The following is a 23,338-nucleotide window of genomic DNA, read 5'->3' on the forward strand; positions in this document are numbered from 1 at the left end:
GGCGATCCGCCTGGGATCGCCGGGCCTTTGCGGCGCGTGTGACACTCCGCGCGGGGCGTCAGAAGGTGGTTTCGACCACGTCGCCCTTGGCGGCTTCGTCGGCATTGCGGCCGAGGAGGGCGGCGGTCATGTAGTGCAGGAACTCGCCCGTGCCGGCTTTCCAGATCTGCGCCTTGCCGAGGTCGAAGCGCAGCAGCGTCAGGTCGGGGTCGTCCTTGCCCTTCTCGAACCAGGCGGACACCACCGGCGACCAGAACTTCTCGATCACCGCGCGGTCGTTGTCGATGGCGAGGGTGCCGTGGATGCAGGCGAAGAGGTCGTGTCCCTTAGCCGAAAAGTTCAAGACGCCCGCATGCGTCGCCGTCAGCGCCTTGACCAGACGGTTCTGCCGGTTGGTGTAGAAATAGACGCGGTCGGGCAGGTCGTCGTCGAACTGCGCCGTCATCGGCTGCGTGTGCGCCTCGTCGACGCCCGCGAGGCCCAGCATGACGAACGGGCTGTCGTCCAGCGTGTCCCAGAATTTGTCTTTCAGGTCCTGTGCGTCGCTCATTGTCGTCTCTCCTGCTTGGGTGGAGAAACGCGGGCACGGCAGCGAGAGTTGCGTGGCTGCAATTTCGTCGCAGGGGGAGGGGCCTTACGCCCGCCGGCGCTAGAAGTTGTTGTTGAGCAGCGCCGCGATCAGCACCAGGCCGATGATCACCGCGATCCAACGCCCGATGCCGCCTTCCGAGTTGGTCGTCTCCACCGGCCGGTTGCGCCGCGGCAGGCCGGCGAACCCGTCGGTCTCCAGCGCCGCAGCGGTGGGGCCGCTGTGCGTCTCCATGCTGGTCGAGGGGGTGGAGAGGTGCTCGTACCCCGCCGGCGCCGACGGTTGCGGGGCCAGCACGTAGCCGCCCGTGGCATCGGTCGAGGCGTAGGTGGGCGTCACGGTCTTCACCGCGTCGGCGAGGTGCTCGGGCGGTGCGACGGGCTCCGGATCGGCCGGGATCTCGTCTTTCCGCGGCACGCTCTCGCCGTCCAGGATCATCTGCAGGCGCGAGAAGAACTCGCCCGTCAGCGTGCGCGCGGTGGTCTCCAGGCGCAGCACCTCGACGTTGCCGAGCTGGCCATCCAGCTCGACCGAGATGTGGTAGGCGAGGTTGGTGGTGTCCGCGTCGATCGCCGCCAGCGCGACATGGGCGCTGCCGAGCGCGATGCCGTTGGCGCTGTCGGCCCGGCCGCGCAGCGAGTAGCCGGACGGGCGGTCCTGGTTGTAGAGTTCCACCACACCGTGGAAGGTCGGGCGGAAGGCGCCGATCTTCAGCGTCGCGGACAGGTCGTACTTGTCGTCCTCGACCTTATTGAGGCTCTGGATCCCGGGCAGGGCCTGACGCAGCACGACCGGATCGTGCAAGGCGTCGTACACGCGCTCCTGCGACGCGCTGATGACCTTTTCTCCAGAGAATTCCACAGCCAAACCCCAGTCGACACTCTCGTGCCCAATAGGTAGAGATTGGCCACCATGGCGTCAAAATCTGCAAGTCCCGTCCCGGCCCCCTGTCCGATTTGTTTGGGCACGTCGTTAACGCTGGGCCCCAACGGCCGCCTCTCGCCCAACGGGATGCCGCCGCGGTGCGCCTCGTGCGGCGCGCTGGAGCGTCACCGCGCCTTCCGCACCGTGTTCGACGCTGTCGCCCCGGTGCTGCGCGGCCTCGGCGTGCTCCAGTTCAGTCCCGACCCCTGCGCCCCGCGCGAGCCGTTCGCCACGTTCGAGGTGTCCGAGTACGACGGGCCGAACCACCTCGACATGGCCGCCATCGACCGACCGGACGCGGCCTACGACCTCGTCATCGCCAACCACGTCCTCGAGCATGTCGAGGACGACATCGCGGCGCTGACCGAGATGGCGCGGGTGGCGGGGCCGGAGGGGCTGGTCTTCCTCTCGGTGCCGGACCTCCTGCGGGTGCGCCGCACCAAGGAATACGGCTACCCGAGGGCCGACAAATACGGCCACTGGCGCCTCTACGGGCCCGACATCGTGGAGCGCTGGCGCCGCGCGGTGCCGGACTGGCAGGGCCTGGGCGTCGTCGCCCACGACCCGGTCACCGCCGAGCCGGACCGCGCGACGATCCTCTCGCGCGCCCCGGCCAGGCTCGTCCCGCTGCGCAGCGCCCTGCAGGCCGCCGGCCTCGACGTGTTCGACGCCTTCGCCGAGACGCCGGCGCTCTGAGGCCGTTTCCGGCGCGTCAGGTGTTGGGCGCGGCGGGGGTGAACTTCGGGATCGCCATCGTCGAAGCGGCTCCGCTCTCGATTGCGGGCCACTTTTCCTCGGAAACGGCGAGGTTGCCGGGCACGTCCTCCTCCCAGAACGACACCACGTTGGGCGTGATGTTGAGGTAGAGCTTGCCGTCCACGATCCGCCACAGGTTGGGGTTGCCGGGCACCTTGCCGCCCTTGGTGACGCCGTAGGCGCAGTGCCCGTCATATTGCGGCGCATACTTTTGCGGATCGGCCTCGAAGCGGGCGAGGTTCTGCGCGTCGGCGAAGGCGAAGGTGGCGCCGTTGTAGGTGGCGGTGAACTCGGACGATCCGGGCACCGCGGGCGGCTGCTCGCCACCGACGGGCGCCTGCTCCAGCTCGAAGTAGGCGACGACGTCGTATCCGGAGTTGGCGTAGCCGGTGCTGTTCACATATTGCTCGCCGGCCATAGCCGGGACCGTTGCGACCGCCACCAGGGCCGCCAGCGCGAAACGCTTCATCGGTGTCTCCTCGCGTTGATGTCATCGCCGGGCGCGGTTTCGTTGTTGTGTGACGCGCCGGCATCTCCGAGATAGTTGTGCGAAAATCGGATCGGGCGTTCCTCGCGCGAATCCAACGAACATTTGAAAACCGCGTGCGTTAGTGTTTGTCGTCGCCGACGAGGCTGCGGCGAACCGAGCGCGGCGCGACACGACAGACGGATGAGGACAGCATGCTTCGCACATTGACCGATTGGCTGGGGCGCCTGACCGAGGCGGGGCAGCCGGAGGAGGGCTTTTCCGTCGCCGACCCGCGCCTGTCGGTCGCGGCGATCCTCGTGCATATCATCGCCGTCGACGGGATCGTCACCGAGGAGGAGAAGGCCGGCCTCAACACCGTCCTGCGCGAGCATTACGGCCTGTCCGAGGCCGAGACGAAGGACCTCATCGCCGAGGCCGAGCGGCGCGACGACGAGGCGGTGGACCTCTACAGCTTCACCTCGATCCTCAAGCGCGAGCTGGACGAGGAGGGCCGGCGCCAGGTGGTGCTGATGATGTGGGAGATGGTCTATGCGGACGGCGTCGTCTCCGAGTTCGAGGACAACATCGTCTGGCGCGTGGCCGAATTGATCGGCGTGTCGTCTCGCGACCGGGTCACGCTGCGCAAGGAGATCGAGGAGCGGCAGGCGAAAGGCCAGTAGCGCCCGCGGTTTAGGTCTGGTAGCATCGAGTCATGGCGTCTGAACACTCGCAAGACACTGCGTCCGCCCCGGACATCGAGCCGAACGAAGACACCGGGTCGAATGAAGACACCGCGCCGAGCGAGAGTTCGTCGCCGGCCAGAAAGCCCGTCCTCACCATCCTGCACCAGGCCCAGTCGACCCCCGGCCGGGTGGGCCAGGCCCTGGTGGCACGCGGCTACACGCTCGACATCCGGCGCCCCGCCCTGGGCGACACCCTGCCGGAGACGACCGTGGGCCACGACGGCGTGGTCATCTTTGGCGGGCCGATGAGCGCGAACGACACCGACGCGTTCATCAAGAAAGAGATCGACTTCATCAACGTGCCGCTGCGCGAAGGGACCCCGTTCCTGGGCATCTGCCTGGGCGGGCAGATGCTCGCCAAGACCATCGGCGGCAGCGTCGCCCCCCACCCCGAGGGGCAGGTCGAGATCGGCTATTACGACATCGCCCCCACCGCGTCCGGCGAGGCGCTGATGGAGTGGCCGCGCAAGGTCTACCAGTGGCACCGCGAGGGGTTCCGCACGCCGGCGGGGACCGATCTCCTCGCCTCCGGCGACCACTACGAGGAGCAGGCCTTCCGCGTCGGCACCACGGCCTACGGCATCCAGTTCCACCCGGAGCTGACGCTGGCGATGATGCACCGTTGGACGACACGGGCGCACGAGCGGATGAAGCTCCCCGGCGCGCGCCAGCGGCGGGACCACTTCGCCGGCCGTGCGGTCTATGACGGCCCGGTCCGCGCATGGCTGCAGAACTTCCTCGACCTGTGGCTCGCCTGCGGCCGGCCCTCGACGCGCCACCTCGACGAGACGAAGACCCCGTCCGACGCGGTCCCCGGCCTCGACACCCGCCCACGCGCCGTCGCCTGATCGCGGTTTCGCGGAGGGTTTCGGCGGGGTCAAGCCCTCGCCCGCAGCCACGCGCAGCGCAGCGAGCATGGCGAGGACGGGGGCTTGACGCCGTCGGAGCCCTCCTCAGGCTCGCAGCAGTCGTTCATGCCAGCTGGCGTCTTCAGCCAGCTGATATGAACGGCTGGCCGTCCCCGAGACGGGGGGAGCGCGAGGGGGGAACTCCCCTCGCTCGGCCTTTCCACCCGGCACCACGTCAGCTCCGGCGGATCGGCGCCGTGCGCAAATGAAAACGGCGGCCCAAGAGCCGCCGTTCTCGTCCGGATTCTCTGTCGCGCCCTACTTCTTGACGGCGGCGACGATCTTCTGCGCGGCGTCGTCGAGGTCGTCGGCGGAGGTGATGGCGAGGCCCGAGCCGTCGAGCAGGGCCTTGCCCTGGGCGACGTTCGTGCCTTCGAGGCGGACCACCAGCGGGACCTGGAGGCCGACTTCCTTCACCGCGGCGATGACGCCTTCGGCAATGACGTCGCAGCGCATGATGCCGCCGAAGATGTTGACCAGGATGCCCTGCACGTTCGGATCGGCGGTGATGATCTTGAACGCTGCCGTCACTTTCTCCTTGGAGGCGCCGCCGCCGACGTCGAGGAAGTTGGCCGGCTCCTCGCCGTAGAGCTTGATGATGTCCATCGTCGCCATGGCGAGGCCGGCGCCGTTGACCATGCAGCCGATGGTGCCCTCGAGGGCGACATAGGCGAGGTCGTACTTGGACGCCTCGATCTCCTTGGCGTCCTCTTCGGAGAGGTCGCGCAGCTCCTGAATGTCGGGGTGGCGGAAGAGGGAGTTGCCGTCGAAGCCGACCTTGGCGTCGAGGACGCGCAGGTGCCCGTTCTCCATGACGATCAGCGGGTTCACTTCGAGGAGGCTCATGTCCTTCTCGGTGAACGCCTGGTAGAGCTGGCGCGCGAGGGTGCCCATCTCGCCGCGGGCCGGCTCCTCGAGGGCCAGCGCGTCGGACAGCTTCATGATGTCGGTGTCGGTCACGCCGGCGACGGGGTCGATCGGGACGGTGACGATCTTGTCCGGCGTCTCTTCGGCGACGGCCTCGATGTCCATGCCGCCCTCGGTGGAGACGACGAAGGCGACCTGGCCGACGGTCCGGTCGACCAGGATGGAGAGGTAGAGCTCGCGGGCGATGTCGGCACCGTCCTCGATGTAGAGGCGGTTGACCTGCTTGCCCGCCGGGCCGGTCTGCTTGGTCACGAGGGTGTTGCCGAGCATGTCCTGGGCGTTGGCGACGACCTCGTCGATCGTCTTGGCGAGGCGGACGCCGCCCTTGGCGTCGGGGCCCAGCTCCTTGAACTTGCCCTTGCCGCGGCCGCCGGCGTGGATCTGGCTCTTCACCACGTAGAGCGGGCCGGGCAGCTTCGCGGCAGCGGCGGCGGCTTCGTCGGCGCTGGTGATCGCGACACCTTCGGCGACGGGCGCGCCGAAGGTCTTCAACAGCTGTTTGGCCTGATATTCGTGAATGTTCATGGGATCCTCGGGGTCGCGTCGACAACGATGGCGCTGCGTGCCGGTCACCCTGATAACAGACTTTCCGGCCTCGTCCACGCTCAAGGCGCGTTTGGCGCATTGAGGCACAGGTCGATGTGCTCACACTCGCTTGCGAGGGCGACATTGAATTTTCGGGACCGAGCGACGGCGCGAAAGCCCAATTCGCCGAGCACGTGGCCCGAGGCGTCGTTGCCGAGGAGATAGCCCGAGTGAAGCGAGGCGGTGCGGCGCCCGGTCAGGCCCCGGCGTCGCCGGCATCACACTCGGCGAGGGTCTTGTCGATCGCGGCGTGCGAGCCGGCCAGCGGCACGGCGACGACGCGCCCGTCCGCCGCGTTGCCGACTACCGAGGCCTTGAGGTTGAAGCCCTTGCGCAACCGCTCGATCAGGTCGTCCTCGCGGGTGACCTCGGTAGTGGGGAACCAGGCCTCGTCCGGCTCGGAGTAGCGCAGATCGGCGATGCGGGTGAAGGCGCGCCCGTCGACCTCGAAACGCAGGCCGCCGATGATGCGCGGCTCGGCATAGCCGATGCCGGTGACATGGATCGTCAGCGTCTGCCCCTCGTTGCAGGTCACGACCAGTTTGATTTCTTCGGGGGGCGGGGGCGTCGGTTTGGGGAAGGCGGCGCGGCGCTGCCCGTCGTCCACCGCGTGCACGCCGGGCTCGGGCCACTCTTCCTGGCCGGGCACGCGGATGAAGGCGGCCGGCTCTTTGTCGGTCTCGGGCGTGACGTCCCAGGTGTCGGCCGCGAGGGCCGGGGGGGCGACGGACGCGGCAGCGATCACGAGGACCGCGGCTGCCTTACGCAACGCATGGCACATGGATCCGATCCATTCGGTTCTGAACGCTCAGTCGGGATGGGGCCTGCTTCGCGAGCGGGCGGCCCGGGGCTACAGGCCCGCGTTCCCGTGAGCCGAGCACAGCTTCTAGTGGACCAATGTGCGGCAGGATTGCAACAGTGCACGCACATTCGGCGGCAAACAAAATGGTGATAGCCGCCACGGGCTGCGATGGCGCGGGGCGGGCGGCGCGGCGTGGAGCGGCGGATATCGCCGCTCAGCAGGCCTCGATCACGTCGCCCAGCGCATCGGCCGAGCCTTTCAGGGACACCGTGAAGGCGTCACCGGGCCGCAGGGGCGGGGCGAAGTCGTAGGTGATGGCATGGCCGCGCTTGAGCGCGGCGAGCAGCGCATCGTCGGTGGCGACGGCGGCGGACGCCTGCCACGCGGCATCCCGCTCGCTGAAGACGAGACGGGCGTCGCGCACGAAGGTGTCTCCGTCGACGGTGAAGCGGAGCTTCTGCTCGGTCTGCGGCTCGGTCATCGCGAACAGGGCGGGGCTGAGGATCACCATCTCGCGATCACCGCAAGTGACGACGAACCCGACCGCGTCCGTGTCGGGCACGCCCCACAGCGCGACGGAGCCGGCCGGATCCTCCTTCAGGAACCAGACCGGCTCTTCGGCGACGCTGGGCAGGGCCAGCGCCGCGCTGACGGCCGTGACGAGGCCCGATCGACTACGCCAGCGACGTATCGATCTTCTTGCAGGCATCGAGGAGACCCTTGACGGCGTTCACCGAGCTGTCGAACTGGGCCTTCTCGTCGCCCTGCAGCTCGATCTCGACGACCCGCTCGACACCGCCGGCACCCAGCACGACCGGCACGCCCACGTAGAGGTCGTCGACGCCGAACTGGCCGGAGAGGTAGGCCGCGCAGGGAAGGACGCGCTTCTTGTCCTTCAGGTAGGACTCGGCCATCGAGATGGCCGCCGCGGCCGGGGCGTAGAAGGCCGAGCCGGTCTTCAGGAGGCCGACGATCTCGGCACCGCCGTCACGGGTGCGCTGGACGATGGAGTCGAGCTTCTCCTGGCTGGTCCAGCCCATCTTGACGAGGTCCGGCAGGGGCACGCCGGCGACGGTGGAGTAGCGGGTCAGCGGCACCATCGTGTCGCCGTGGCCGCCCAGCACGAACGCGGTCACGTCCTCGACCGAAACGTCGAATTCCATGGCGAGGAAGGTGCGGAAGCGGGCCGAGTCGAGCACGCCGGCCATGCCGACGACCTTGTTCTGCGGCAGGCCGGAGAACTTCTGCAGCGCCCACACCATCGCGTCGAGCGGGTTGGTGATGCAGATGACGAAGGCGTCGGGGCAGTTGGTCTTGATGCCCTCGCCGACCTGGCTCATCACCTTGAGATTGATGCCGAGGAGGTCGTCGCGGCTCATGCCGGGCTTGCGCGGCACCCCCGCCGTGACGATGACGACGTCGGCCCCGGCGAGGGCGCTGTAGTCGTTGGCGCCTTCGAGTTTGGAGTCGAAGCCGTCGATGGGCGAGGACTGATAGAGGTCGAGCGCCTTGCCCTGCGGCGTGCCTTCCGCGATGTCGAACAGGACGACGTCACCCAGCTCCTTGAGGCCCGCGAGGTGAGCCAGCGTGCCGCCGATCTGGCCAGAGCCGATGAGCGCGATTTTCGAGCGTGCCATGTGCATTTCCGAGGGAAAGTGTACGTATCGGCGACGGGCTAGCGCGATAACCCCGCCCCCGCAAGCAAGTTTAAGCAGCAGTCGCAAGCCAGAGGCCTGCCCCGCGGGGTGAATGCCGGCGCCGCTGCGCCCAGGCTAGGCCGCGCCAGCCTCAGGTCATCGGCGTGGATTCGAGGTCCGACAGGTAGCTCGCCGAGCGCATCTCGTGCAGGCGCGAGGCGGTGCGTGCGAAGGCGAAACCCTCGTAGCGGCCGCCGTTCTCGCCGGGGTCGAAGAGCGCGTCGGGCTCGGCGGCCGCAGTCGCGACGAGGCGGACCTTCTGATCGTAGAGCACGTCGACGAGGTTGATGAAGCGGCGCGTGGTCTCGCGCCGGTCCGGCGTGAGGACGGGGATGTCCTCCAGGAAGATGGTGTGGAACCGCTTGGCGAGGGCGATGAAGTCGTTGGCGCTGCGCGGCTGTTCGACCAGCTCGGAGAACCCGAAGCGGGCCAGGCCCCCCGCCGCCCGCGGCACGTCGAGGCTGCGCGAGGCGACCTTGACGGTGGTCGGCGCGGCGGCCCGCTCGCCCAGCAGCGTCGCCCAGAGCCGCTCGAACCCCTCGTCGCCGGGCGCGAACCAGACACGGAAGTCCTTCAGCCGGTCGAGCCGGTAGTCGACGTCGGCATCGAGCCGGACGACGTCGACATATTCGCGAAGGGCGTGGATGAAGGGGACGAAGAGCTGGCGGTTGAGACCCTCTTTATAGAGATCGTTCGGCGCCACGTTCGAAGTCGCCACCAGCGTGACGCCGCGGGCGAAGAGCTGGCGGAAGAGCCGCGCGAGGATCATCGCGTCGGCGATGTCGGTCACGGCGAACTCGTCGAAGCACAGGACGCGCGCCTCCTCGGCGAGGTCGTCGGCGGCCTGGACCACGGCATCGTCGACCTTGCTCTTGCGCAGCGCGGCGATCCTGGCGTGGGCGTCGGCCATGAAGTCGTTGAAGTGGAGGCGGCGTTTCCGCTCCACGTCGATGGTCTCGTAGAAGAGGTCCATCAGCATGGTCTTGCCGCGCCCCACCTCGCCCCAGACGTAGAGCCCCTTCACCGCCCGCGGCGTGCGGCCGAGCCGGCGACGAAAGAAGCCGCCGACACCGCGCTCGTCGGCGGCGACCTGGGCGGTGAGGTCGCTCGCCACGTCGTCCAGCGCCGCGGCGACGGCGAGCTGTGCGGGGTCGTGCTGCACTTCGCCCGCGGCCACCAGCGCCTCGTAGCGCTTGGTCACGCTGTTGCTCATCAGGCTGCGTCGTCCGTGATTGTCTGAGGATCGGAGTGGGTGGGTCGCCTCTCTTGCCAGAGAATGGCCGCGCCCAAAAGTCTTGCCCCGGCGCCGGGGGATGCTACGCCTCGGCAAACGCCAAACCGGGAGGACGATGTGGCCGACTACAAAACCATCCTGACCGAGACGGACGGTGCCGTCGGCATCGTGACGCTCAATCGGCCGAAGGCGCTCAACGCGCTGAACGTCGAGCTCATCGACGAGCTGGTCGACGCGTTGCGCGCCTTCGACGCCGACGACGCGATCGGCTGCATGATCATCACCGGGTCCGAGAAGGCGTTCGCCGCCGGCGCCGACATCACCGAGATGGCCGGCAAGTCCTTCGCCGACGCCTACGGCGAGGACTTCCTGTCACGCTGGGACCGCGTCGCGACGATGCGGAAGCCGGTCATCGCGGCGGTCGCCGGCTTCGCCCTCGGCGGTGGCTGCGAGGTGGCAATGATGTGCGACATCGTCATCGCCGCCGACACCGCGCGCTTCGGCCAGCCGGAGATCAACCTCGGTGTCATCCCCGGCGTCGGCGGCACCCAGCGGCTGACGCACGCGATCGGCAAGGCGAAGGCGATGGACCTGGTGCTGACCGGTCGGATGATGGACGCCGCCGAGGCGGAGCGCTCGGGCCTGGTGTCGCGCGTGGTCCCGGCGGCGGAGCTGATGGCGGAGGCGCGCAAGGCGGCGGCGACGATCGCCTCCAAGGGCCGCCCGTCGGTCCACGCCGCCAAGGAGGCGGTGAACCGGGCGTTCGAGGCACCGCTCGCCGAAGGCAACCGTTTCGAGCGGCGAATCTTCCATAGCCTGTTCGCCACCGAGGACCAGAAAGAGGGGATGGCGGCCTTCCTGGAGAAGCGCAAACCGGTGTTCCAGAACCGCTAAAAAAGGGCTAAAGACTTGACGAGCGCCTCTTGAACCGATAGGCGCGCGCTTCAATCTTGTCATGCGAGTGAGCGGATGTGGTGCGGGATCGCGCCCCGCCGTGCCCGCTCGTCGTCATCGGAAGAGTACATGGCCAATACAAAGTCCGCCCAGAAGATGGTCCGCAAGCTGAACAAGCGGACTGCGATCAACGGTGCGCGCCGCTCGCGCATGCGCACCTTCGTGCGCAAGCTCGAAGATGCGCTCCGCTCCGGCGACAAGAGCGCCGCGCAGGAGGCGTTCAACCACGCCCAGCCCGAGATCATGCGCGCCGCCCAGAAGGGGATCCTTCACAAGAACACCGCCTCGCGCAAAGTCTCGCGCCTGGCGAGCCGCGTGAAGGCGCTCGGCTGAGCCCACCCGTTCGGCCGGCCGCGCGGCGACACCATCCGGGTGTCGCCCGAAGCGGCCGGAACTGCGGCCCCGCGCCGCCCGATCAGGACGACCTTTCCGCCGGATGAAGCGATTTCGCTTCGCCGGCGAAATTTTTTGCGCCCGCTCTCCCGCGGCCCTGCATCAAATCTGAGCATCGACGAATCGGCCCGAGAGCCTCGCGCGCCGGCCCTCCAGCGACACGGGGGCTCTCATCGCGTCGACGCGGTGCAATGCCCCGGCTATTCGAAAAATTGCTGGGGCGAGATGCGATCGATCAATTTATGAACCACCTCGAGGGCCGCCATTGCTGCCTTCGGTTGGTTAGCCGGCAATCCATGAGCCGGCTAAAGAGCAAAGCCCACACCGCCCGCAGTTGGGGACAACCTTTCCCCGCGCGCCGTGAGGGGCCTGACAACATGTCACGCGTCCGTCATGTAAATTCCAGCTTCATCGGAGCGGAGGGGTGTCCTGCGGTTCCGGCGGGATGGGATTATTCTCATCTGCGACAGATCGAGCCGGCTGGACAGAATGCAACCTTAGACTGAATCGCCGGGTATGGCGGGTGTGCATTTGTTGAACGCCGGTTCGATGCTTAGCCAGCGAAAGCTGTGACCGCACCCGCCGATTCTCCTGGTCGGTCAAGAAAAAAATTTCCGATAGAGATGAAATTCACGGCTGAGTGCGAACCCCCTCGCCGACAACACGATTTTCGCACCCGATTGTGAAAAAGCGCCAGAATGTGCGGATTTGCTAAACAAATCGGCCGAATCTGCTTCGCCTTGGCGCTTGCCCTCGGTAGCCCGGCGTGCGAAGGGTTAATCGTTGATCGGGGTAACGAACCGTTCACACAATAGACAAGCCCAGCTCGTTCGCGAAGCCGGGCGGTTTCCGTCGAAGAGGGTCATGGCATGTCGGTGATTGCAATTTCAGGTTGCTCGATCGCATCTGCTTTTTGCGTCACCGCTCCGGCTTAGTCACGGTTCGCAGAACCCTGCGACCCCGTTAATAGAGGCTACCGGAAACCAAGGCCGGGCAATCGATCGCCCGGAGGAGGGATATTGTCCATGATGCAAACCGGCAATCCACCCATTTCAGAGGTCACGCCCGACGAGGCCTACAACGAGCTGATGAACGACCCGTCCGCTCGCCTCGTCGATGTGCGCACCAAAGCCGAGTGGGCCTACGTAGGCCTGCCCGATCTCACCGCGGCTCCGTCCGGCGAGCCTGTCCTCCTCGAGTGGCAGGTGTTCCCGACGATGGCCGTCGCCGACGACTTTGGCCAGTCGCTCCAGAGCGCCTGCCCGGATCCGTCGACAGCGCTCTATTTCATCTGCCGCAGCGGGGCCCGCAGCCTCGCCGCCGCAAGGTTGATGGGCGCTCTCGGCTACGAGAGGTGCTTCAACGTCACCGACGGCTTCGAAGGGCCGCCGGACGGCGCAGGGCACCGTGGCACTGTCGCCGGGTGGAAAGCATCCGGTCTCCCCTGGCGGCAGACTTAGCGAACCGAGACCCACGCGTATTTCGTCGAATCCCATCGGGTGCACCCGGGCGCCCGATCGGGAGGGTTTGTGCCAAGTGCATCGCTATCCGGGCAATGACAATTCAAACACGGGACCTTCAGGAGTAGTGCGAACGATGGAGCCAACCCAAGCATCGGCCGGAACGACTGAAAGCAAAGATAGCGAAACCTGGTCTCAGATTAAGTTAGAACTTCGCTCTGCCCACGGCGAGGATATCTATACGTCGTGGTTCGAGCGCATCGAGTTCGAATCCGTTTCGAATACCGTCGTCGACCTGTCCACGCCGACGTCGTTTATCCGGCACTGGGTGCAGACCCACTACGCGACCGACATCGTCCAGCGCTGGCGCGCTGTGCGCCCCGATATCGGCGAGGTGCGCTTCAAGGTGCGTTCCTCGCTCCGTCCCAAGACCCGGCCCGTCCGCAGCGGTCCCGCCGCGGGTGCCCCCAACACCGTCGATCAGACCAACGGGTCGGCCGCCCCGCGCCGTCAGATCGACGGCCCTCCCGTTCCGCCGAATTCGGCCGGCGGCCTCGAGGGATCGGCATTGGATGCACGCCACTCGTTCGCGAGCCTCGTAGAAGGCCCGTCGAACCAGCTCGCGGTCGCGGTCGCCAAGAAGGTGGCCTTCGCCCAACCCGGTGAGCGGGCGGCGTACAACCCGCTGTTCGTCACCGGGGCCGTCGGCCTCGGCAAGACGCACCTGCTGCAGGCCATCGCCGGCGCCGCCAACCCAGCCCGCCGCACGCTCTACCTGACGGCGGAGCACTTCATGTACCGGTTCGTCTCCGCGGTGATGAACCGCACGACGATCTCGTTCAAAGACATCCTGCGTGACATCGACGTCCTGCTCATCGACGACATCCAGTTCCTGAATGGCGCCAAGGTGCAGGAGGAGTTCGGGCATACCCTGACGACCCTCGTCGACAGCCAGCGCCAGGTGGTGATCGCCGCCGATCGTGCTCCTGCCGATCTGGAAGGCCTCGATGCGCGGGTCCGCTCGCGCCTCAGCGGCGGTCTCCTCGTGGAACTGACGCCGCCGGACTACGCCATGCGCAAGGCGATCCTCGAGCAGCGCATCTCGGTCCAGCACGAGATGTTCGAGGATCTCGTCTTCCCCGAGGAAGTGGTCGACTTCGTGGCCCGGTCGATCACCACCAACGGGCGCGACCTCGACGGTGCGGTCAACCGCCTCGTCGCCCACAACCAGCTGACCTCCGCGCCGATCGACCTGAAAATGGCCGAGAACGCGCTGCGCGATCTGCTTCGCGCTCGCGAGAGCAAGAAGCCGAAGATCGAGGACATCCAGCGGGTCACGTCGCAGCACTTCAACGTGTCGCGCCAGGACCTGGTCTCCGCCCGCCGCACCAAGGTGATCGTGCGTCCGCGGCAGATCGCGATGTACCTGTCCAAGACGCTGACGCCGCGCTCGCTCCCCGAGATCGGCCGCCGGTTCGGCAACCGCGACCACACCACCGTCCTGCACGCGGTGCGAAAGGTCGAGGACCTGATCACCAAGGACACGCAGATGGCAGAGGACATCGAGACGCTGAAGCGCCTCCTCGACCAATAACGGCCACCTGCGACACGACGCGATCGGCCCGGGGCGACCCGGGCCTTTTTTGTGCCCGCATCCCCGCGCACGGGCCCGGCGCGGACGGCCGTTGCGCCGTCCGGGCAAAAAATGGCCGGAAACGGCCGGCAATATGTGGACGTATGGCGCGGCACGCGCGTTGCTTGCTTCCAGATCTTGAATCCACGGCTACCATCTGTTCAACGTAGCCTCCCAGCGGTACCCCCGCGCCTTTCGGACGGACTCCCGTATGCGTGCGACCCTCGAACGGGCCCATCTCCTGAAGCCCCTCAGTCACGTCCAGCGGGTCGTTGAACGCCGCAATACGATCCCGATTCTGTCGAACGTGCTGATCCGGGCCGACGGGGCGAGCCTCACCCTCAAGGCGACCGACCTCGACCTCGAGCTGATCGAGACCGTCGAGGCCGGTGTCGAGCAGCCCGGCGCGATCACGGTGCCGGCCCACATGCTGCACGACATCGTCCGCAAGATTCCCGAGGGCGCCCGCATCGCGCTGGAGACCAACCCCGACGGGTCGACCATGACGCTGACCGCCGGCCGGTCGCGCTTCGCCCTGCAGATGCTGCCCGAGAGCGACTATCCGGACATCACCGGCGGCGAGTTCACCCACGCGTTCAAGCTTAAGGCCGCCGACTTCAAGTGGCTGATCGACCGGACGCAGTTCGCGATCTCCACCGAGGAGACCCGCTACTACCTCAACGGCATCTACTTCCACGCCGTCGACGCGCCGGGCGGGGCCATGTTCCGCGCCGTGGCGACCGACGGCCACCGCCTCGCCCAGGCGCAGGTGGAGGCGCCGGAGGGCGCGGCCGGGATGCCCGGCATCATCGTGCCGCGCAAGACCGTCGGCGAATTGCAGCGTCTGATGGAGAACCCCGAGGCCGAACTCACCATCGAGCTCAGCGACACGAAGATCCGCGTCACCTTCGCCAACGTGGTGCTGACGTCCAAGCTGATCGACGGCACCTTCCCCGACTACGACCGCGTGATCCCGAAGAACAACACCAAGATCATGCACGTCGACCGGATCGACTTCGCCGCCGCCGTCGACCGCGTCTCCACGGTCTCGTCCGAGCGCGGCCGTGCGGTGAAACTCTCCCTGACCGACGGGTCGCTGACCCTCTCCGTCATCAACCCGGACTCCGGCACCGCCACCGACGAGCTGGTCGTCGACTTCGACTCCGAGCCGCTCGACATCGGCTTCAACTCAAAATACCTGCTCGACATCACCAGCCAGCTCGGCTCCGAGAACGCCACATTCGCCCTCGCCGACCCCGGCTCGCCCACCCTCATCCACGACGGCGACGCGGAGAAGACGCTCTACGTCCTCATGCCGATGCGCGTGTGACCGCGGGCATGCCCGCGTGCCGCCCTCCGAGCCAGCGCCCACGCGCGTCCGCCTGACGCGTCTCGGCCTCTCCCAGTTCCGCAACTATACCGAGGCGCGCCTCTGCGCGGCGCGTGATCACGTCGTGCTCGCCGGCCCCAACGGCTCGGGCAAGACCAACGTGCTGGAGGCGATCTCGCTGCTGTCGCCCGGTCGGGGCCTGCGGCGCGCGACCTATGCCGAGATGATCCGGCAGGGGGCCCCGGCCGAAACCGGCTGGGCGGTCTCGGCGCGGGTGGACAAGGGGGGCGAGGAAAGCGCGGTCGGCACCGGCCTGCAAGGCGAGGGGAGCCGCATCGTGCGTGTCGACGGCGCCGACGCGCGGCCCGACGACCTGACCCGCGTCGCTCGCGTCCTCTGGCTCACACCGGCGATGGACGGGCTCTTCACCGGCGGCACATCCGACCGGCGCCGCTTTCTGGACCGGCTGGCGCTGGCGTTGTTCCCGCAGCACGGCCGCCGCGCCAACGCCTACGAGCGTGCGATGCGCCAGCGCAACAAGATGTTCGAAGACGGCGTGTCCGACGCGCGCTGGTACGAGGCGGTCGAGCGCGAGATGGCCGAGCACGGCGCCGCGATGGCGGCTGCCCGCGTCGAGCTGATCGTGAAGCTGAACGCCGCCCAGGCCGTGCGTGCGCTGGACGGGGGGGACTTCCCGCAAGCCGTGCTCGCCCTCGCCGGCGACGAGGGCGACGCCGACGGACCCGGTTTTGCCCGCCGCCTGCGCGAAGGGCGCGGGCGCGACCGCGCGGCGGGGCGGGCGCTCGGCGGGCCGCACCGCGTCGACCTCAAGGTGACGCACGTGGAGAAGGACATGCCCGCCGGCCTCGCCTCCACCGGCGAGCAGAAGGCCCTCCTCATCGGCATCGTCCTCGGCCACGCGGCGCTGGTCGCCCGTGTCACCGGCGAGACGCCGATCCTCCTTCTCGACGAGGTCGCCGCCCACCTCGACCCGGCGCGCCGCGCCGCGCTCTACGACACCCTCGACGCCCTCGGCGCTCAGACCTTCATGACGGGAACCGACGAGAGCCTCTTCACCGCGTTGGGCGAGCGTGCCGACCGCTTCCGCGTCGAGGCCGGGACCATCACCCCGCAATAGACGCCCGCTCGCGGTGGTGGCGGCGTGTGGGGACGCGCTACGGTCGCGTCCCGTCCCCGGCATGGCGCGGCCGCGTCCAGAGGCCGCCGCGCGAGGGCGTGGCGCGCGGGCGGGAGAGGGTGGGGCCGAGGGCGCCGGCGATGAGGCGCAACTTCTCCGCCTTGGTGGTGCCGACCCGCTCGGCCAGGCCCGCCGGCCCCGCGGCCTGCCGACGCACGCCGATCTCCCGGTACACCGCGCTCGCCGAGGCGACCGCCCATCGCGCCCGCAGCGGCAAGCGCGCCAGACCCACACGCGCCGAGCGGTAGTAGGGCTCGGCCTCATGCACCAGGCGCACCGCGACCGTGTGCACGGCAGGGGCGTGCGCCGGGGCGCGGACGGCGTCGGGATATGGGGGGACGCCGGCTTCGGCGAGCCACGTCGTGGGGAGGTACAGGCGGCCGACCGCCGCGTCCGCCACCACGTCGCGCGCGATGTTGGTCATCTGGAAGGCGAGGCCGAGGTCGCAGGCGCGGTCCAGCGTGTCCGCCTCCTCCGGCGCGACACCCATCACGAGCGCCATCATCACGCCCACCGCGCCGGCGACGCCGTAGCAGTAGGCCGCCAGCTCGTCGATCGTGGCGTAGGTGCGACCGTCGACGTCCATCGCGAACCCGTCCAGGTGGTCGTGCGCCAGCGACCGGGAGATCCCGTGTCGCCGCGCCACCGCCGCGAACCCGGCGAACACCGGCGCCACTGACGCCCCCGCGAGGGCCGTGTCGGTCTGGCGGCGCAGCTCGGCGAGCCGGGCGGCCGGGTCCGGCACCACGCGCTCCCCGTGGCCGAGATCCTGCCCGTCGATCACGTCGTCCGCGTGCCGGCACCAGGCATAGAGGCGGGCGACGTCGTCGCGCAGCGCCGGCGGCAGCAGCGTCGAGGCGGCCGCGAAACTCTTCGAACCGCGGGCGAGCGTGGCGCGGGCGGCCGCCGCCTCGTTCATCGGTCCGTCGGCGACGGGGCCACCCGCTCGCCCACGATGAGCTGCGCCGTCGCCTTCGCCGAGCCGACCACCCCCGGCACCCCCGCGCCCGGATGCGTGCCCGCACCGACGAAGTAGAGGTTGGCGATGGTGTCGTCCCGGTTGTGACAGCGGAAGAAGGCCGACTGCGTCAGGATCGGCTCCAGCGAGAACGCCGAGCCGAGGTGCGCGTTCAGCTCGCGCGAGAAGTCGGCCGGGGTGAAGGTGCGGCAGGTGACCAGCGTCTCGCGCAGCCGCGGGATCGCGCGGCGCTCCAGCTCGGCGAGGATGAGGTCGCGGTAGGCCGGTCCGGCCGCATCCCAGTCGATCGACGCGGCACCCAGGTGCGGCACCGGGGCGAGCACGTAGTAGGCGCTCCGCCCCTCCGGTGCCATCGACGGGTCCGTCTTCGACGGTGCGTGCAGGTAGAGCGAGAAGTCCTCCGGCAGCTCCGGCCCGGCGAAGATCTCGCCGATCAGCTCGCGGTACCGCGGTCCGAAGAGCACGGTGTGATGCTCCAGGTCGCCCGGCACGTCCCGGTCGAGGCCGAAGTAGACGACGAAGAGGGAGTTCGAATAGCGCTTCTTCGCCAGTCGCCGCGCCTGCGCCTCGCCGCGCGCGGTACCGCCGAGGAGCGAGGCGTAGGTGTGCATCACGTCCGCGTTGGAGGCGACGATGTCGGCCGCCAGCCGCTCGCCCGTGGCGAGGCGGACGCCCGTCGCACGGTCGCCGTCCGTCTCGATCGCCGCGACGGGGGAGGCGAGGCGCACCTGCCCGCCCAGCTCCTCGAAGAGGCGGACCATGCCGGCCACCAGCGCCCCGGTGCCGCCCTGCGCGAACCACACGCCCCAGCGGCGTTCCAGCGCGTGGATCAGCCCGTAGATCGCGCTGGTGGCGAACGGGTTGCCGCCGACCAGCAGCGTGTGGAACGAGAACGCCTGGCGCAGATGCTCGTCCTCGATGAAGCTCGCGACCTTGGCGTAGAGGGTGCGGTAGCTCTGCAGGCGCACCAGCTGCGGCGCCACGCGCAACATCGAACCGACCGACAGGAACGGCGCGGTGCCCAGCTTGACGTAACCTTCCTCCAGCAGCGCCTTGGAGTAGGCGAGGAAGCGGGCATAGCCGTCGACGTCGCGGGGGTTGATCGCGTCGATCTGCCGGTCGAGCTCGGCCTGGTCGTTGACGTAGTCGAACACCGTCCCGTCGTCCCAGCGCAATTGGTAGAAGGGCGAGACCGGCAGCAGCGTCACGTAGTCGTCCAGCGTGCGGCCGGCGAGTGTGAACAGCTCCTCCAGGCACGTCGGATCGGTGATGACGGTGGGGCCGGCATCGAACACGAAGCCGTCGTCCTCGTAGACGTAGGCGCGCCCGCCGGGCTTGTCGCGCCCCTCGACGATCGTGGTCGCGATCCCGGCGGACTGGAGCCGGATGGCGAGCGCGATTCCCCCGAATCCGGCTCCGATTACGATCGCCCGCTGCATTGTGCCGTCCTCCTCGAGGTCAAAGGAGTTAGGGGAGGACCGCGCCGCCGCCACCGCCCGAGCGGGCAAGTGCTGCCTTTCGCCGCTCAGCCGGCGTCGAGCGCGGCGGCGAAGGCGGCGAGGTCGGCGGGGAGGGGCGCGTCGAACGCCATCACTTCGCCGGTGATGGGGTGCTCGAACGTGAGGTGTGCGGCGTGCAGTGCTTGGCGGCCGAGGGTCTTGGCGGCATCCTTGGCGGCGGGCGGCAGCAGGTTGGCCTTGGTGGCGAAGCCCGTGCCGTAGACCGGGTCGCCCACCAGCGGCGTGCCGATGGCGGTCAGGTGCACGCGGATCTGGTGGGTGCGTCCAGTCTCCAGCTCCAGCGCGATCTCGGAAACGGGGCCGACGCGCCGCACCAGGCGGTAATGCGTGATGGCCTGCCTGCCGTCGGCGCGCACGGCGAAGCGTTGGCGGTCCGTCGGGTGGCGGCCGAGCGGCTTGTCGATCACGCCCTTCTGCGGCTCGGGCGCGCCCCAGGCGAAGGCGTGATAGCGCCGGCGCAATGGCCCGGTGCGGCCATGGTCGGCGAACTGCGCCGCCAGCGACTGGTGCGCCGCATCCGACTTGGCGACGACCATCACGCCGGACGTGTCCTTGTCGAGCCGGTGGACGATGCCCGGCCGCAGCACTCCGCCGATGCCCGACAACGACCCCGCGCAGTGCGCCAGCAGCGCGTTGACGAGCGTTCCGGACGCATGGCCGGCCGCCGGGTGGACCACCATGCCGGCCGGTTTGTCGAGCACCAGCACGGCGTCGTCCTCGTAGAGGACGTCGAGGGGGATCGCTTCGGCGGCGGGCTCGGCGGGCTCGGGCGGGGGGACCACCAGGGTCACCGCGTCGTCCACCGTGAGGCGTGCGGCGGGATCGCTCAGCGGTTCACCGTTGAGTTTTGTGGCGCCGGACCGTATCAGCGCCTGGACGCGGGTGCGGCTGAGACCGGAGGCGGCGGCGAGGAGCGCATCGGCGCGCCCGGCGCGTGTCATCACGAAGGTCTCGCCCGACCCCATCTCGCAATCGCCCGACGTGGCAGGAGGCTCGGTGTCCTCATCAGAGGTCCAGGAAGAGGAAGAACCGCTCGATCCGGCGGTGGAGCGGGTTCGTCGCAAGCTGGTGCGTCTCCTGTTGGTGTCGTCCAGCGTGATGCTGCTGGGCTTCGCGGCGGTGGCGATCGCGGTGTTCTATCGCATTTCCGAGAGCGGCGCGCGGCCGGACGGCACCCCTGTCGCGTTAGACGTCGCCGCAGAGGAAGTGCGTGCGGTGACGGCCGACGACGGGATGCTGGTGATCACCATCGGCGGCGCCACACCGCGGATCGAGGTTCGCCGGATGGACGACGGCGTGCTGATGCGTCGCTTCGATCTCACCGGGGCGCCGGCGGCGGCCCCCGAGTAGGGGCGCCCCGCGGCACCCCTCAGGCGGTGGGACGGCTCAGACTTGGGCCGTCGCGTTCTGGACGACCACCACCGGGGTGCCGATCTTGACGCGCTCGTAGAGGTCGATCGAGTCGACGTTCAGCATACGGATGCAGCCCGACGACATCGCCTTGCCGATCGAGGACGGATCGTTGGTGCCGTGCAGGCGGTAGAGCGTGTCGCGGCCGCCTTTGTAGAGGTACATGGCGCGCGCGCCGAGCGGATTGGCCGGGCCGCCGGGCATGCCGCTGGCCCATTTGCGCAGCTCGGGCTGGCGCTTGATCATGTTGGACGGCGGCGTCCACGTCGGCCACTGCGCCTTGCGGCCGATTTTGGCGCTGCCCCCCCACGAGAAGCCGTCGCGGCCGACGCCGATGCCGTAGCGGATCGCGGTCGTTCCGTCCTCGATCAGGTAGAGGTGGCGGCTGGAGGTGTCGACCACCACCGTTCCGGGCTTGTAGCGACCCGAGTGGGACACATATTGCCGGCGGAACTCGACAGGGATCGTGTTGTAGTCGACCCGCGGCAGCGGGAAGGCCTCGCGCTCGGGCGTGCCGAGCTGCGGAACCGGACGATAGCCGAGTGTCGCACTCTGGAAGGTGCCACCGTTGACGCAGCCCGAGAGCGTCGCGGCCGCACTGGTCGCCCCCAGGATGCAGAACGTCCTGCGGTTCATGAAGTTACTCGGCATCATCCGTTTCCTTTTGCGGGGAGCCGGCATGCGCGGCATCGCACGCCGGCCAACATCCTGTTGATGCGGAATTAACGCCCGATCTCAAGGCTCGGTCGCCGGACCTCAAGTTCTCGTGAGCGCTCGGAGAGCACTCCGGTCCGGCTGTGTGGTGTGGTTGCAACGGTGCACGCAATCACGCGTACACCATGTCGCAGCCGCGGCGGCGTCAGGCGAGCGTGTCGCGGGCGATGATCAGCCGCTGGATCTCGCTGGTGCCTTCGTAGATCGTGGTGATTCGCACGTCGCGGGCATACCGTTCGACCGGGTGGTCGCGGATATAGCCCGCCCCGCCGAAGAGCTGCAGCGCCGTGTAAGTGGCCCGCTGCGCCGCCTCGCTCGCATAGAGCTTGGCCATCGACGCCGCCTTGCCGAAGGGGCGCCCCGCCTCCTTCAGCGCCGCCGCCTGGAGGATGAGGAGCCGCGCGGCCTCGAGTTCGGTCTCGGTGTCGGCGATCATCCACTGCGGGCCCTGCATCGCGGCGATCGGCCGGCCGAACTGCTCGCGCTCCTTGATGTGCGCGATCGCCGCGTCCACGGCCGCCCGCGCGATGCCCAGCGCCAGTGCCGCGATGCCGATGCGCCCGCCCGCCAGTTCGCCCGCGGCGATGCGGAAGCCGCCGTGCAGCGGCCCCAGCAGCGCGTCCGCCGGGATGCGGCAATCCTCGAAGTGCACCGCGTTGGTGGCCGAGCCGCGCTGGCCGAGCTTGTCCTCCTCGCGCCCGACGACGAGCCCGGGCGTCCCAGCCTCGACGAGGAAGGCGGAGATGCCCTTGCCCTTGGGCGCGTCCGGGTCGGTCACCGCCCACACCACGAAGAGGCCCGCGTAGGCGGCGGAGGTGATGTAGAGCTTCGAGCCGTTCAGCACCCACTCGTTGCCGGACATGACCGCGCGCGTCGTCAGTGCCGCGGGGTCGGAGCCGGCGGACGCCTCGGTGAGGCAGAAGGCGCCGGCCTTGTAGGTGCCGTCGGCGAGGCGGGGGAGGTGGGTGCGCTTCTGCTCCTCACTTCCCACCGAGGCGATCACCTCGCCCACCATGTTGGTGACCGAGACGGTCACGCCCGTCGCCGCGCAGGCGTTGCCGACCGCCTCGACGGTGAGCGCGAAGGCGGTCGTTCCGGCCTCCGTGCCGCCGTATTCGGCCGGTGCATCGACCGCCATGAAGCCGTTGGCGGCGAGCCGCTCGAGGTTGGCGAGGAAGGCCTCGCGAGCGGCCGGCTCGCCACGGTCGAGCGCCGCGGCGTTGGGCGCCAGGTGCTCCTGCGCGATCCGCCGCGCGGCGTCCGCGATCAACTCCTGATCCTCGGTGAGCAGCATCGTGCGTCCTCCCCCTATCCGTCCATCCGTCGTCGCGCCCGTCCGTCGTCCTATCGTGGGGCCATGCGGATCGCGCCGTCGAGGCGGATCACCTCGCCGTTCAGGATGGGGCTCTCGACGATATATTTGGCGAGGTCGGCGTACTCGTCGGGCTTGCCGAGGCGCTTGGGGAAGGGGACCTGCTCGCCGAGCGAGGCCTGCGCCTTCTCCGGCAGCCCCGCCAGCATCGGCGTCTCGAAGATGCCGGGCGCGATGGTCGCGACGCGGATGCCGAACTGGCTCATCTCGCGCGCCAGCGGCAGCGTCAGCGCCGCGACGCCGCCTTTGGACGCGGCGTAGGCGACCTGTCCGATCTGCCCGTCATAGGCCGCGACGGAGGCGGTCATGATGATGACCCCGCGCTCGCCGTCGGCGGTGATCGGGTCCAACTCGCTCATCCCGAGCGCGGCCATCGCCGAGGCGCGGAAGGTGCCGATCAGGTTGATGTCGATCGTCTTGGCATAGAGCGCGAAGGAGTGCAGCTCGCCGCGCGAGATGGTCTTCGCGGCGGGGGCGATCCCGGCGCAATTGACGAGGATGCGCTCCTGCCCGTGGGCGGCACGGGCCGCGGCGAAGGCGGCGCGCAGGCTGTCCTCGGAGGTGACGTCGGCCTCGACCCAGATCCCGCCGATCTCCTCGGCGACGGCGGTCCCGTCGGCGAGGTCGAAGAGCGCGACCTTGGCGCCCTCGGCCGCGAGGCGGCGCGCGGTCGCCGCGCCCAATCCGGAGGCGCCGCCGGTGACGATCGCCGCGGGGGCTTCAGTGAGCTTCATGGAACGC

24 protein-coding genes are annotated in these 23,338 nt (G+C 68.9%); 10 read left to right on the top strand and 14 right to left on the bottom strand.

Going from position 1 to position 23,338, the window contains the following annotated elements:
* Positions 1-58 precede the first annotated feature (58 nt).
* Together MRB58_RS16415 and MRB58_RS16420 are read right to left on the bottom strand one after the other, a co-directional pair.
* Entirely contained in the window at positions 59-550 is a 492-nt protein-coding gene (locus MRB58_RS16415; RefSeq protein ID WP_244778187.1) for a pyridoxamine 5'-phosphate oxidase family protein, read from the bottom strand.
* 99 nt (positions 551-649) lie between these two features.
* The gene (locus MRB58_RS16420; RefSeq protein ID WP_256461678.1) at positions 650-1,450 is read right to left on the bottom strand and encodes a CoxG family protein; all 801 of its coding nucleotides are present in this window, start codon (positions 1,448-1,450) and stop codon (positions 650-652) included.
* A gap of 99 nt (positions 1,451-1,549) precedes the next feature.
* Between MRB58_RS16420 and MRB58_RS16425 the strand changes: the two genes are divergently transcribed.
* The gene (locus MRB58_RS16425) at positions 1,550-2,209 is read left to right on the top strand and encodes a bifunctional 2-polyprenyl-6-hydroxyphenol methylase/3-demethylubiquinol 3-O-methyltransferase UbiG (RefSeq protein ID WP_244778189.1); all 660 of its coding nucleotides are present in this window, start codon (positions 1,550-1,552) and stop codon (positions 2,207-2,209) included.
* A gap of 16 nt (positions 2,210-2,225) precedes the next feature.
* Here the strand turns inward: MRB58_RS16425 and MRB58_RS16430 are convergent, their stop codons facing one another.
* On the bottom strand, positions 2,226-2,738 hold the full coding sequence (locus tag MRB58_RS16430; RefSeq protein WP_244778190.1) for a YHS domain-containing (seleno)protein: 513 nt from the start codon (positions 2,736-2,738) through the stop codon (positions 2,226-2,228).
* 212 nt (positions 2,739-2,950) lie between these two features.
* Here MRB58_RS16430 and MRB58_RS16435 point away from each other — a divergent pair, with 212 nt between their 5' ends.
* Both MRB58_RS16435 and MRB58_RS16440 read left to right on the top strand, forming a co-directional pair.
* Positions 2,951-3,418, top strand: coding sequence for a TerB family tellurite resistance protein (locus tag MRB58_RS16435; RefSeq protein WP_244778191.1), 468 nt, complete (start codon positions 2,951-2,953; stop codon positions 3,416-3,418).
* A gap of 32 nt (positions 3,419-3,450) precedes the next feature.
* Positions 3,451-4,329 (top strand): glutamine amidotransferase, encoded by an 879-nt coding sequence (locus tag MRB58_RS16440; protein ID WP_244778192.1) that lies wholly within the window; start codon positions 3,451-3,453, stop codon positions 4,327-4,329.
* Between the two features lie 318 nt (positions 4,330-4,647).
* Here the strand turns inward: MRB58_RS16440 and sucC are convergent, their stop codons facing one another.
* The 5 genes from sucC to zapE form a co-directional block, all read right to left on the bottom strand.
* Entirely contained in the window at positions 4,648-5,841 is a 1,194-nt protein-coding gene (gene sucC / locus MRB58_RS16445) for an ADP-forming succinate--CoA ligase subunit beta (protein ID WP_244778193.1), read from the bottom strand.
* A 256-nt stretch (positions 5,842-6,097) separates the two neighbouring features.
* Positions 6,098-6,670, bottom strand: a complete 573-nt coding sequence (locus tag MRB58_RS16450; protein ID WP_244778194.1) for a hypothetical protein — start codon at positions 6,668-6,670, stop codon at positions 6,098-6,100.
* 247 nt (positions 6,671-6,917) lie between these two features.
* Positions 6,918-7,412 (bottom strand): hypothetical protein, encoded by a 495-nt coding sequence (locus MRB58_RS16455; RefSeq protein WP_244778195.1) that lies wholly within the window; start codon positions 7,410-7,412, stop codon positions 6,918-6,920.
* Positions 7,378-8,340 (bottom strand): malate dehydrogenase, encoded by a 963-nt coding sequence (gene mdh / locus MRB58_RS16460; protein ID WP_244778196.1) that lies wholly within the window; start codon positions 8,338-8,340, stop codon positions 7,378-7,380. Before mdh ends, MRB58_RS16455 begins: the two co-directional genes overlap by 35 nt.
* A gap of 151 nt (positions 8,341-8,491) precedes the next feature.
* A complete protein-coding gene (gene zapE / locus MRB58_RS16465) occupies positions 8,492-9,613 on the bottom strand; it encodes a cell division protein ZapE (RefSeq protein ID WP_244778197.1) in 1,122 nt (373 codons plus the stop codon).
* A 138-nt stretch (positions 9,614-9,751) separates the two neighbouring features.
* Here zapE and MRB58_RS16470 point away from each other — a divergent pair, with 138 nt between their 5' ends.
* The 6 genes from MRB58_RS16470 (at position 9,752) to recF (ending at position 16,542) form a co-directional block, all read left to right on the top strand.
* The gene (locus MRB58_RS16470; protein ID WP_244778198.1) at positions 9,752-10,528 is read left to right on the top strand and encodes an enoyl-CoA hydratase; all 777 of its coding nucleotides are present in this window, start codon (positions 9,752-9,754) and stop codon (positions 10,526-10,528) included.
* Positions 10,529-10,657: 129 nt separating this feature from the next.
* Positions 10,658-10,921 (top strand): 30S ribosomal protein S20, encoded by a 264-nt coding sequence (rpsT, locus tag MRB58_RS16475; protein WP_244778199.1) that lies wholly within the window; start codon positions 10,658-10,660, stop codon positions 10,919-10,921.
* Positions 10,922-12,006: 1,085 nt separating this feature from the next.
* Positions 12,007-12,441, top strand: a complete 435-nt coding sequence (locus tag MRB58_RS16480) for a rhodanese-like domain-containing protein (RefSeq protein ID WP_244782018.1) — start codon at positions 12,007-12,009, stop codon at positions 12,439-12,441.
* Between the two features lie 136 nt (positions 12,442-12,577).
* Positions 12,578-14,035: a chromosomal replication initiator protein DnaA gene (gene dnaA, locus MRB58_RS16485; protein ID WP_244778200.1), complete on the top strand. Its 1,458-nt coding sequence runs from the start codon at positions 12,578-12,580 to the stop codon at positions 14,033-14,035.
* 250 nt (positions 14,036-14,285) lie between these two features.
* Positions 14,286-15,404: a DNA polymerase III subunit beta gene (dnaN, locus tag MRB58_RS16490; RefSeq protein ID WP_244778201.1), complete on the top strand. Its 1,119-nt coding sequence runs from the start codon at positions 14,286-14,288 to the stop codon at positions 15,402-15,404.
* Positions 15,405-15,420: 16 nt separating this feature from the next.
* Positions 15,421-16,542 (top strand): DNA replication/repair protein RecF, encoded by a 1,122-nt coding sequence (gene recF / locus MRB58_RS16495; protein WP_244778202.1) that lies wholly within the window; start codon positions 15,421-15,423, stop codon positions 16,540-16,542.
* 37 nt (positions 16,543-16,579) lie between these two features.
* Here recF and MRB58_RS16500 read toward each other — a convergent pair whose 3' ends face one another.
* The 3 genes from MRB58_RS16500 to MRB58_RS16510 all read right to left on the bottom strand — a co-directional run bounded on the left by MRB58_RS16500 (position 16,580) and on the right by MRB58_RS16510 (position 20,042).
* Positions 16,580-17,521 (bottom strand): phytoene/squalene synthase family protein, encoded by a 942-nt coding sequence (locus MRB58_RS16500; RefSeq protein ID WP_244778203.1) that lies wholly within the window; start codon positions 17,519-17,521, stop codon positions 16,580-16,582.
* Positions 17,518-19,020 (bottom strand): phytoene desaturase, encoded by a 1,503-nt coding sequence (locus MRB58_RS16505; RefSeq protein ID WP_244778204.1) that lies wholly within the window; start codon positions 19,018-19,020, stop codon positions 17,518-17,520. Before MRB58_RS16505 ends, MRB58_RS16500 begins: the two co-directional genes overlap by 4 nt.
* Positions 19,021-19,106: 86 nt before the next feature.
* Positions 19,107-20,042 (bottom strand): RluA family pseudouridine synthase, encoded by a 936-nt coding sequence (locus MRB58_RS16510; protein WP_244782019.1) that lies wholly within the window; start codon positions 20,040-20,042, stop codon positions 19,107-19,109.
* 55 nt (positions 20,043-20,097) lie between these two features.
* On the opposite strand from MRB58_RS16510, the gene MRB58_RS16515 reads away from it, so the two are divergent.
* Positions 20,098-20,451, top strand: a complete 354-nt coding sequence (locus MRB58_RS16515; protein ID WP_244782089.1) for a hypothetical protein — start codon at positions 20,098-20,100, stop codon at positions 20,449-20,451.
* A 36-nt stretch (positions 20,452-20,487) separates the two neighbouring features.
* Here MRB58_RS16515 and MRB58_RS16520 read toward each other — a convergent pair whose 3' ends face one another.
* The 3 genes from MRB58_RS16520 to MRB58_RS16530 form a co-directional block, all read right to left on the bottom strand.
* On the bottom strand, positions 20,488-21,147 hold the full coding sequence (locus tag MRB58_RS16520) for a L,D-transpeptidase (protein WP_371747299.1): 660 nt from the start codon (positions 21,145-21,147) through the stop codon (positions 20,488-20,490).
* A gap of 223 nt (positions 21,148-21,370) precedes the next feature.
* Positions 21,371-22,519: an acyl-CoA dehydrogenase family protein gene (locus MRB58_RS16525; protein ID WP_244778206.1), complete on the bottom strand. Its 1,149-nt coding sequence runs from the start codon at positions 22,517-22,519 to the stop codon at positions 21,371-21,373.
* A gap of 50 nt (positions 22,520-22,569) precedes the next feature.
* Positions 22,570-23,331 (bottom strand): SDR family NAD(P)-dependent oxidoreductase, encoded by a 762-nt coding sequence (locus MRB58_RS16530; RefSeq protein ID WP_244778207.1) that lies wholly within the window; start codon positions 23,329-23,331, stop codon positions 22,570-22,572.
* Positions 23,332-23,338: the final 7 nt, after the last annotated feature.

Origin of the sequence: Acuticoccus sp. I52.16.1 (assembly GCF_022865125.1) — a bacterium.
Taxonomy (GTDB): Bacteria; Pseudomonadota; Alphaproteobacteria; order Rhizobiales; family Amorphaceae; genus Acuticoccus.